6 protein-coding genes are annotated in these 8,508 nt (G+C 33.2%); 4 read left to right on the forward strand and 2 right to left on the reverse strand.

From position 1 onward, the window contains the following. Positions 1-73 precede the first annotated feature (73 nt). Positions 74-1,606 carry a recombinase family protein gene (locus CLHUN_RS21145; RefSeq protein ID WP_080066675.1) on the reverse strand — a complete coding sequence of 511 codons (1,533 nt, stop codon included), beginning with the start codon at positions 1,604-1,606 and terminating at the stop codon, positions 74-76. Further along, positions 1,603-2,127 carry an ImmA/IrrE family metallo-endopeptidase gene (locus CLHUN_RS21150; protein ID WP_242656588.1) on the reverse strand — a complete coding sequence of 175 codons (525 nt, stop codon included), beginning with the start codon at positions 2,125-2,127 and terminating at the stop codon, positions 1,603-1,605. The genes CLHUN_RS21145 and CLHUN_RS21150 overlap by 4 nt, the downstream gene beginning before the upstream one ends. Before the next feature lie 182 nt (positions 2,128-2,309). Between CLHUN_RS21150 and CLHUN_RS21155 the strand changes: the two genes are divergently transcribed. The 4 genes from CLHUN_RS21155 to CLHUN_RS21920 form a co-directional block, all read left to right on the forward strand. Then, the gene (locus CLHUN_RS21155; RefSeq protein ID WP_080066676.1) at positions 2,310-5,366 is read left to right on the forward strand and encodes an Eco57I restriction-modification methylase domain-containing protein; all 3,057 of its coding nucleotides are present in this window, start codon (positions 2,310-2,312) and stop codon (positions 5,364-5,366) included. Between the two features lie 26 nt (positions 5,367-5,392). After that, positions 5,393-7,045: an HsdM family class I SAM-dependent methyltransferase gene (locus CLHUN_RS21160; RefSeq protein WP_080066677.1), complete on the forward strand. Its 1,653-nt coding sequence runs from the start codon at positions 5,393-5,395 to the stop codon at positions 7,043-7,045. 129 nt (positions 7,046-7,174) lie between these two features. Next, on the forward strand, positions 7,175-8,149 hold the full coding sequence (locus tag CLHUN_RS21165; protein WP_080066678.1) for a hypothetical protein: 975 nt from the start codon (positions 7,175-7,177) through the stop codon (positions 8,147-8,149). 22 nt (positions 8,150-8,171) lie between these two features. Next, positions 8,172-8,508, forward strand: a 337-nt coding sequence (locus CLHUN_RS21920) for a hypothetical protein (RefSeq protein ID WP_133051127.1), incomplete at its 3' end; no start/stop codon positions are given.

Here is an 8,508-nt window from a genome sequence, read left to right on the forward strand (position 1 = left end):
CAACTGTGATTTCTCTTGCCCTTTGATATATTTCATATTAAGCACCACCTGCACTCAAACTTGATACAATAAATTATATCATAGCGGCTTTTAAAGGTGCTGGTGTGGTTACTTTTCGGACAGTCTGACCATCAAAGTCCACAATTGTATGGGTATCTATCCTGTCATTGTAGACAACAACTTTCACAACATAAGTCTGGATGATCCGTTTCTGATCTTCCGGGCTTTTGTTTTTTATGTCGGCATCCTGCTGAAGGTATGATCTGATAAATTCTCTTGACGGCGAATTGATTTGAGCCTGCCTTTTGGCTTCTACAATCCTTACTGTAAGGGCTGTTTTTCTTGCCTCCAGGTTATCCATCTTTTCCTTCATGGATAAGTGGAACATGCCATTGGCTATTGCGTTTACAGTATTATTTATCTGTGTTTGAACACCAGATAATTCATTCTCAAAATCCCTGATGTTTTTTGATATTTCACCAGACCGGAGCCTGGCATGCTCCGCAAGCCTGTCAGCAATCCTGTCCATTGCATCGGGAGCAAAGATATCATTCAGAAGCTGATTAATAACAAGGTTTTCAATGAAGTTTTTTTCAATGGATTTCATGTTGCAGGTACGCTGGCGTTTGCGGGTGGTACACTCATATGTAACATACAGGTTTTTATTCCGGCCGGAGAATTTTCGGTTTCCGGCAAAGGATCCACCACATTCACCACAGAAAACAAGACCGCTCAACATATATGTCTCCTTTGCAGAATTTGCAGCCCTGGCCCGTTTGTTTCCGTTCATCTTCCTGCCCACCTCATTCCATAATTCTTTAGTGATTATTGCTGGTATCCCGTTTTCAACCCGGATGATATCTTCATCGGACTTTGACTGGTGGTTATTGCGCTTACTGCTGGTTTTTCGGATTGTCCTGTTAAAAACATAAGTGCCGGTATATTTTTCATTCCGCAGGATGTCATGAAGGCTGTTCTTGCCGAAAGGACGGCCGGATTTGCTTCGGCAGTCCTCAATACTCAGGGTGTCGATTATTTCATTATAGCCTTTACCTGAAGCGTACATTTCAAATATCATTCTTACTGTCCTGGCTTCAGATTCATTGACAGAATAACTCTTGTCAGTGAGCACATCATAACCCAGGGGAGGAGTCCCACCATTGTGTCGGCACTTAAGGGCGATTTCCTTCATCCCCTTCATGACCTCCCTGGAAAGGTTGGCACTATAATATTCGGCCATACCTTCCAGAACCGATTCCAGTATGATACTTTCTGGACTGTCGTCCAGATTTTCAAGAACGGATATAAGTTTTACACCATTCTTTTTCAGTTGCCTTTTGTAGAAGGCAGAATCATACCGGTCACGGCTGAACCTGTCGAGTTTATGGACAATCACTGCATTGAACATGCCTGTGGCACTTTCCTTCATCATTTGAAGGAACTGAGGCCTGTTATCCGTTGTAGCCGACCGTGCTTCATCAGTATATATCCTTACTATGGTATGTCCGTTTTTCCGGGCATACTCGTTTATGGCACGTACCTGTGCATCTATGGACTCCTTCCTCTGGTTGTCGCTTGAATATCTTGCATAAATAGCAGCTATCACAGTAAACACCTCCTGTTATATTCTTTCATAAATATGTACTGACGGAAAGTTGCCCAGGTACAAACTTCTTTTACCGTCCAGGTCCCAGATGCAATTTGCTTTGACATGAACTCAAGCTTCTGCAGCATGAAACCGTATGTGACTTGAAATTCGTCCACCAGAAAATCAATTGTAGGTTGTTTGCACTTCTTTATGACGTTCAGCAGATTATCAGTGGGGATGATGAAATCCGTAGCCCATCGCAATGCAAGCTGTTCCATCTTGTCTACTGTAAGCCTGTCCCTGTAACACATGTACTTCCGGGGAGTGATATCTCCTATGGTGGTCCTGTAATGGCCTATCTCTTCAGCGAGAACACACCGGTAAAGCCTCTCATCACCTCTGATCCTGTCATTGATCAAAATAACATAGTAGTTTCCGTCGCAATAATAATAGCCCAGTATTTGATCCGGCAAGGTAGCGAATTCCTTTATAATCCGGCATTTCCGAAGAATTGCCTCCAACTGCTCTGTCGCTATCATATTGGATACCTCGTATTAAAATTAAGAACATGTGTTCTATTTTAGCATAAAAAGATAAAGTATGAAAGAGGTAGCTAAATTGATTTAATCGTTGTGTCATAACATTGCACATAAAAGTAAATTTTGATATAGTTTGAATAAGAAAAATTTTGTATGTACTTTTATGCTAAGGGGATGATACTGTGATAAACAAGAGTGATAGTTTTAATTTAATAAAAGAATTAGTTCGTAAATATGAAAAAGACTATGAGGAATATAAAAAAAGTACATATAACGAAACCCATTTAAGAAATGACTTTATTAATCCGCTTTTAACGGCTTTAGGTTGGGATGTTGATAACAGTAAAAAAGTTCCACAGCATTTACGTGAAGTAATTCATGAAGATAGTATAAATGTTGAAGAAGAAAACATGTTTACAAGAAAAAAACCAGATTATGCAATTAGAGTAGGAACAGAAAGAAAATTGTTTATTGAGGTAAAAAAACCGTCTGTTGATATTGAAAATTCGGATAAGTCAGCTTTTCAACTAAGACGTTACGGGTGGAGTGCAAATCTTTTAGTTTCAGTATTAACAAATTTTGAAAAGTTAATTATTTATGATTGTAAAGTCAGACCTGGGTTGGATGATAACGCCAAGGTTGCTAGGATCAAAGTATATGATTTTAAGGATTTTATAAGCGACTTTGATAAAATATATGAAATACTTTCTTATGATTCTCTATACTCGGGTAGTTTTGATAAAATATTTGATGACGTTGGAAAAACGCAAAAGAAGGAACCTTTTGACAACTATTTTTTAAATCAGATTGAGAAGTGGAGAGAATGGTTAGCAGTAAATATATTTAAAAACAATATTAATATATCTCAAAGGCAACTCAATTTATGGGTGCAAACATTAATTAATAGAATTATTTTTTTAAGGATATGTGAAGATCGTAATTTAGAAAGATATGAATCCTTGAAAACGATAAAGAATTACTCTGAACTAAAAATTATTTTTACGAAGGCAGATGAAAAGTATAATTCTGGTTTATTTAGCATGGTTTCGAATTCACAATTGAATAACGTAAATATAGATGGAAACGTCCTATTAAGTATATTTCAGGAACTTTACTATCCATTAAGCCCATATGATTTTTCTGTGGTTGAAGCAAGCTTGTTAGGCGAAATCTATGAATTGTTTCTTGCGAAAGAAATAACTATAGTTGATTCAAAAGTTATAGTTACCAATAAGCCTGAAATAATTGAATCAAGCGCAGTTGTATCCACACCTAAATTTATTGCTGATTATATAGTTAAACAGACTCTGGACCCTATATGTATTGGAAAAAATCCTGATGAATTGGAAAAAATAAAAATATGCGATATAGCATGTGGTTCAGGAGTTTTCTTGATTTCTGTTTACGATTATTTATACAGTTGTTATTTAGAGTGGTATCAAAACGATGAACCACAAAATCATTCTGATAAAATTTATTTAGGTAAAAATAGTCAGTATTATTTAACTTTATTCCAGAAACAACAAATATTAACGAATAATATCTATGGGGTAGATATAGATACACAAGCAGTTGAGGTTGCCAAATTTAGTTTGCTAGTAAAAATTATTGAAAATGAAAGCGAGGAAGAAATAGATGCTTATTTAATAAATAAAAATATACGAGCATTACCACATTTAGATCAGAATATCCGTTGTGGTAATAGTTTAGTTGATAGTACTTACTTTGAGTATAATGAAGATGCTATACTATCACATAAACAAGTAGTCGAAATCAACCCATTTGATTGGAAATCCGAATTTATGGAAATATATGAAAATGGGGGATTTGATGCAATAGTTACGAATCCACCATATATAAGAATTCAGAATATGGTTAAGTATTCTCCTTTAGAAGTTGGCTTTTATAAAAGTAAATTATCTCACTATCAAAGTGCAAAAAAAGATAACTTCGACAAATATTATCTTTTTATTGAAAGGACATTTGAGTTATTACAAACTAATGGAAAGGCAGGATTTATAGTTCCTCATAAATTTTTTACATTAAAATTTGGCGAAACATTAAGAAAATTAATATCGGATGGAAAGCATCTTACACAAGTTGTTAGTTTTGGTACTCAACAAATATTCAATAAAACGCAAACATATACATGTATTTTAATTTTGAGTAATTCTAAAAGTGATACTTTTAGTGTAGAACATGTTAATGATATAGATTATTGGAAATATGTAAAGGGCAGTATGATCGACTACTACGAATCAAACTATGTTTGTAATGAGCCTTGGATATTCGTAAATCCTAAAATTAGAAAATTTTTTGAAAGGTTAACTGCTGAAAATATATTAACATTAGAAGAAATAACAGATATATTTGTTGGAGTTCAAACTAGTTCAGACGATATTTATATAGTTATTCCAAAAACTGAAACTGAAAATACAGTGACATTTGAAGATATCAATAAAAAATCATGGACAATTGAAAAAGGGATTTTAAGACCTTGTCTTTTAGATGTTAGTTTGTATGCATTTGGAAAGGCTAATACTAATGCATACATGATATTTCCATATGATCAAAATCGTATTAATGGAAGAAGAGCAACTTTATACTCTGAAGAAGAAATGAATTTATTATTTCCAAAATGTTGGGAATATTTAAATTGGCATAAACCAAAACTTCTAAAAAGAAGTATTCAAAATTCTACACAGGATACTTGGTATAGATTTGGCCGTTCTCAAAGCTTAACAAAATTTGATGGAAAAGAGAAGCTTATATGGCCAGTATTATCTTTAGTGCCTGAGTATGTTTATGATGATGAAAACATAGTAGTTACCGGCGGTGGGAATGGTCCATATTATTTACTTCGAATGAAAGAAAACTCAACACTTTCTATATTTTACATACAAGCGATTTTATCTCATCCTGTTTTTGAGGCATTTATTAGAGCAAGGGCTAGTATGTTTAGAGGTGATTATGGTTCTCACGGAAAGCAATTTTTAATTAATTTACCTATACATAATGTTAATTTGAGTAATAGAGATGAAGTACATATATATAACAGAATTATAGAGTATGCCAAGGCTTTGAATGATATAGGTAGAAAGAAGGTGTATTCTGATCCATGTGAGGATGAAGCTTACAACAAGCAACGAAGTAAGATACTGTGGAATTTGCATAAACTTATTGAGAAGATATATGGCATCGAATACAATGAATTAGAGCTAATTCAGGAACTATTATAAAATTTATTTTAGGGGGATAATATTAAGTGAAAGAAAAAGCCTCAGACCAAAAGCTTAGGGGAGGATATTACACACCGACGCCTATTGCTGATTTTTTATGTGAATGGGCAATTCAAACTAACAATGATACGATACTTGAACCAAGTTGTGGCGATGGGGTTATATTGGAGTCAGCTGCAAAAACATTAATTAAATTGCAGTGTAAAAAAGTAAATACAAGTGGATTGTTAAATGGTATTGAGTTAAACGGTGAAGAAGCTATTAAAGCCAAAGACAGACTGTATAAATTAGGTTTATATGATGTTGATAAAAATATTCATACAGGAGATTTTTTTGAATATTATGAAAAAATTTTGACTTACAATAATAAGTTTGATGTTATTGTTGGTAATCCTCCTTTTATACGATATCAAGATTGCAAAAAAGAGCAAATGGATATAGCTTTTAGAATAACACGATCTGTTGGTTTAGAATTAAATAAGTTAACAAATATATGGGTTCCATTTTTAGTCAGTGCCTCTCTTTTACTCAAGGAAAATGGTAGACTAGCAATGGTAATACCAGCTGAGCTTTTTCAGGTTGGATATGCAGCTCAAATAAGGAGATTTTTAAGCGATTTTTATAAAAAGATTACTGTTATTACATTTAAAAAACTAGTATTTCCTGATATCCAGCAGGAAGTAATACTCCTACTTGCTGAGAAAAATGCAACTACTGAGGGCATAAGTATATTAGAAATAGAAGATATTGATATGCTTAATACGTACAAAAAAAATAATTTTTTTGGCATAGAACTAAAACCAATTGAGCATACGGGAGAGAAATGGACCCAATATTTCTTAAAGAGTGACGAAATTGAATTACTTCATTCATTAAAGCAAAGTCGAAAATTAACAAATTCAAGGGATGCTATCGATGTAGATGTAGGTGTTGTTACCGGGAATAATGACTTTTTCATAGTTAAAAGTGGCGACATTCAAAATGAGAAGTCATATACTACTCGTATGGTAACTCGGTCAGCACATCTAAACGGGCTAGTTTTTACTGAAGAAGATTGGAATGGGATGGCTGAAAGATTATTACCCTCAAGGTTATTGAGTCTTAATGACACTAACGATTATGATCAGTATCCCCAAGAAATTAAAGAGTTAATTAAACTTGGTCAAAAACATGGTGTTAATGAGGGATACAAGTGTAGAATAAGAAAAAAATGGTATATAGTTCCATCAGTATGGATACCCGAAGCTTTTATGCTAAGGCAGGTCCACGCATTTCCGAAAATTGTTTTCAATGAAGCAAGGGCTAGCTGTACTGATACAATTCATAGGGTTAGATTCAAGAAAAACATAGATGGTAGAGTAATCTGTGGTGCTTTTGTAAATTCTTTAACATTTGCTTTTTCTGAAATTACTGGGCGCAGTTATGGTGGAGGTGTTCTAACATTTGAGCCAAGTGAAGCAGAAAATATTCCTATACCACTTATGGGCGCTGAAAAACTTGATTTAGAAAAGTTAGACTATCTGTTTAGGCAAGAAGGAATATATGCTGTATTAGACTATACAGATGATATTTTACTAAAAGATGGACTAGGATTAAGTAAAGGTGAAATAGTAAAAATTAGAGGTATATGGGAAAAGCTAAGAGATAGAAGAATTTATCGAAAAAACAATAAGAAGTAATAAAAAACAAGGAAGTCTATTCGAGCAGACTTTCTTGTTTTACTATGTGACATATAATTGCACATGCTGGTATAAAATGTTATAATCTTATTGAATTTTACAATAGATATAAGGTCAGGGATAATGCTAATGGACAAAATTATATTTGATAATAAAATACTATCTATTTATGAATATTCGGTTGAAGAGGAATTTGAAAAAGTAATTGTTGAACATGCATTGAGTATATTTGGACAAAATACAATTTATGTCGATATAAAGAAAAAAATCGGTGATTCCATCCTTACTATTCCAGATGGATATTTAATTGATTTTACTTATTCATCAGCTCCACAGCTTTATATAATTGAAAATGAACTGGTAACTCATGATCCCTATAAACATATTGGTCAACAACTATTAAAGTTCGGAATATCTTATAAGATTAGTGGTCGCAAGATAAAAAATTTCTTACTTGATTATATTTTATTAAATGAAAACATTAAAGTTAAAGCTGAACAGGGAGCAAGAGAATGTGGTTATAGGAATATTGATGATTTTTTAGATAAACTTATTTTTGATAAACCTATAAAAGCACTTGTAGTTATTGATAGGATAAACGATGATTTAGAAAAAGTCGTTAATCAGCTTTCCATGGATATTGATATAATCGAGTTTCAAACATTTAGCAGCGGAAGTATTCATCTTCATAAATTTACGCCGCTACATGAAGAAGCTGTGGATATTCAAGATGATATAGATGTTGATGAATTAGATACTATTGTGGTCCCTGCAAATGAGGGTGGTTTTAATGAAGTTTTTCTTGGTGAGGATTGTTGGTATTCTATCCGTATATCATCAGCAATGCTTGGCAAGATAAAATATATTGCAGTATACCAGACAGCCCCTGTTTCTGCTATAACATATTATGCTGAGGTAGCTGATATTTTTAGATATCAGAATGAGCAAAAATATAAAGTAAACTTTACATCAAAGGCTACAAAAATACATCCACCATTGCGGCTTATTCCTAAGCCAAATGGAAGGATTAAGGCACCTCAGGCACCACGATATACAACTTTTACAAGGTTAATGAATGCCAAAAATCTAGATGAAGTTTTTTAAATATACATAGAAGGTGATTAAAGTGTACAATATATTTGAAGAATATAATATAAAAGATCTTTCAAATCGAGTTAGTTTGGAATTTGTACGAGATAGAGAAGGGCTACTTAATCCATGGCAAATATCAAACTTTATTGGAAGATTGTCAAGTTATTATTATAAAATAGAATTAATTAATACTGTAGCATTAGCATTACAATATGGAGTTAAGCCAAACAGTATATTTATATTAGATGAGTCATTTAAAGCTTCCCAGTATTATAATAACCTTTATGATATTAATTTATTTTCTGACGATATTTTGCATTTATATAATATCGGTAAGCCTATAAGTTTATTTCCTAATAGAACCATATTAG

Origin of the sequence: Ruminiclostridium hungatei (assembly GCF_002051585.1) — a bacterium.
GTDB lineage: Bacteria > Bacillota > Clostridia > Acetivibrionales > DSM-1351 > Ruminiclostridium > Ruminiclostridium hungatei.

Bases quoted from the DNA above. Each gene is read 5' to 3' on its own strand.
- CLHUN_RS21150 (WP_242656588.1), bottom strand. From the start codon at position 2,127: ATGATAGCGACAGAGCAGTTGGAGGCAATTCTTCGGAAATGCCGGATT.
- CLHUN_RS21165 (WP_080066678.1), top strand. From the start codon at position 7,175: ATGGACAAAATTATATTTGATAATAAAATACTATCTATTTATGAATAT.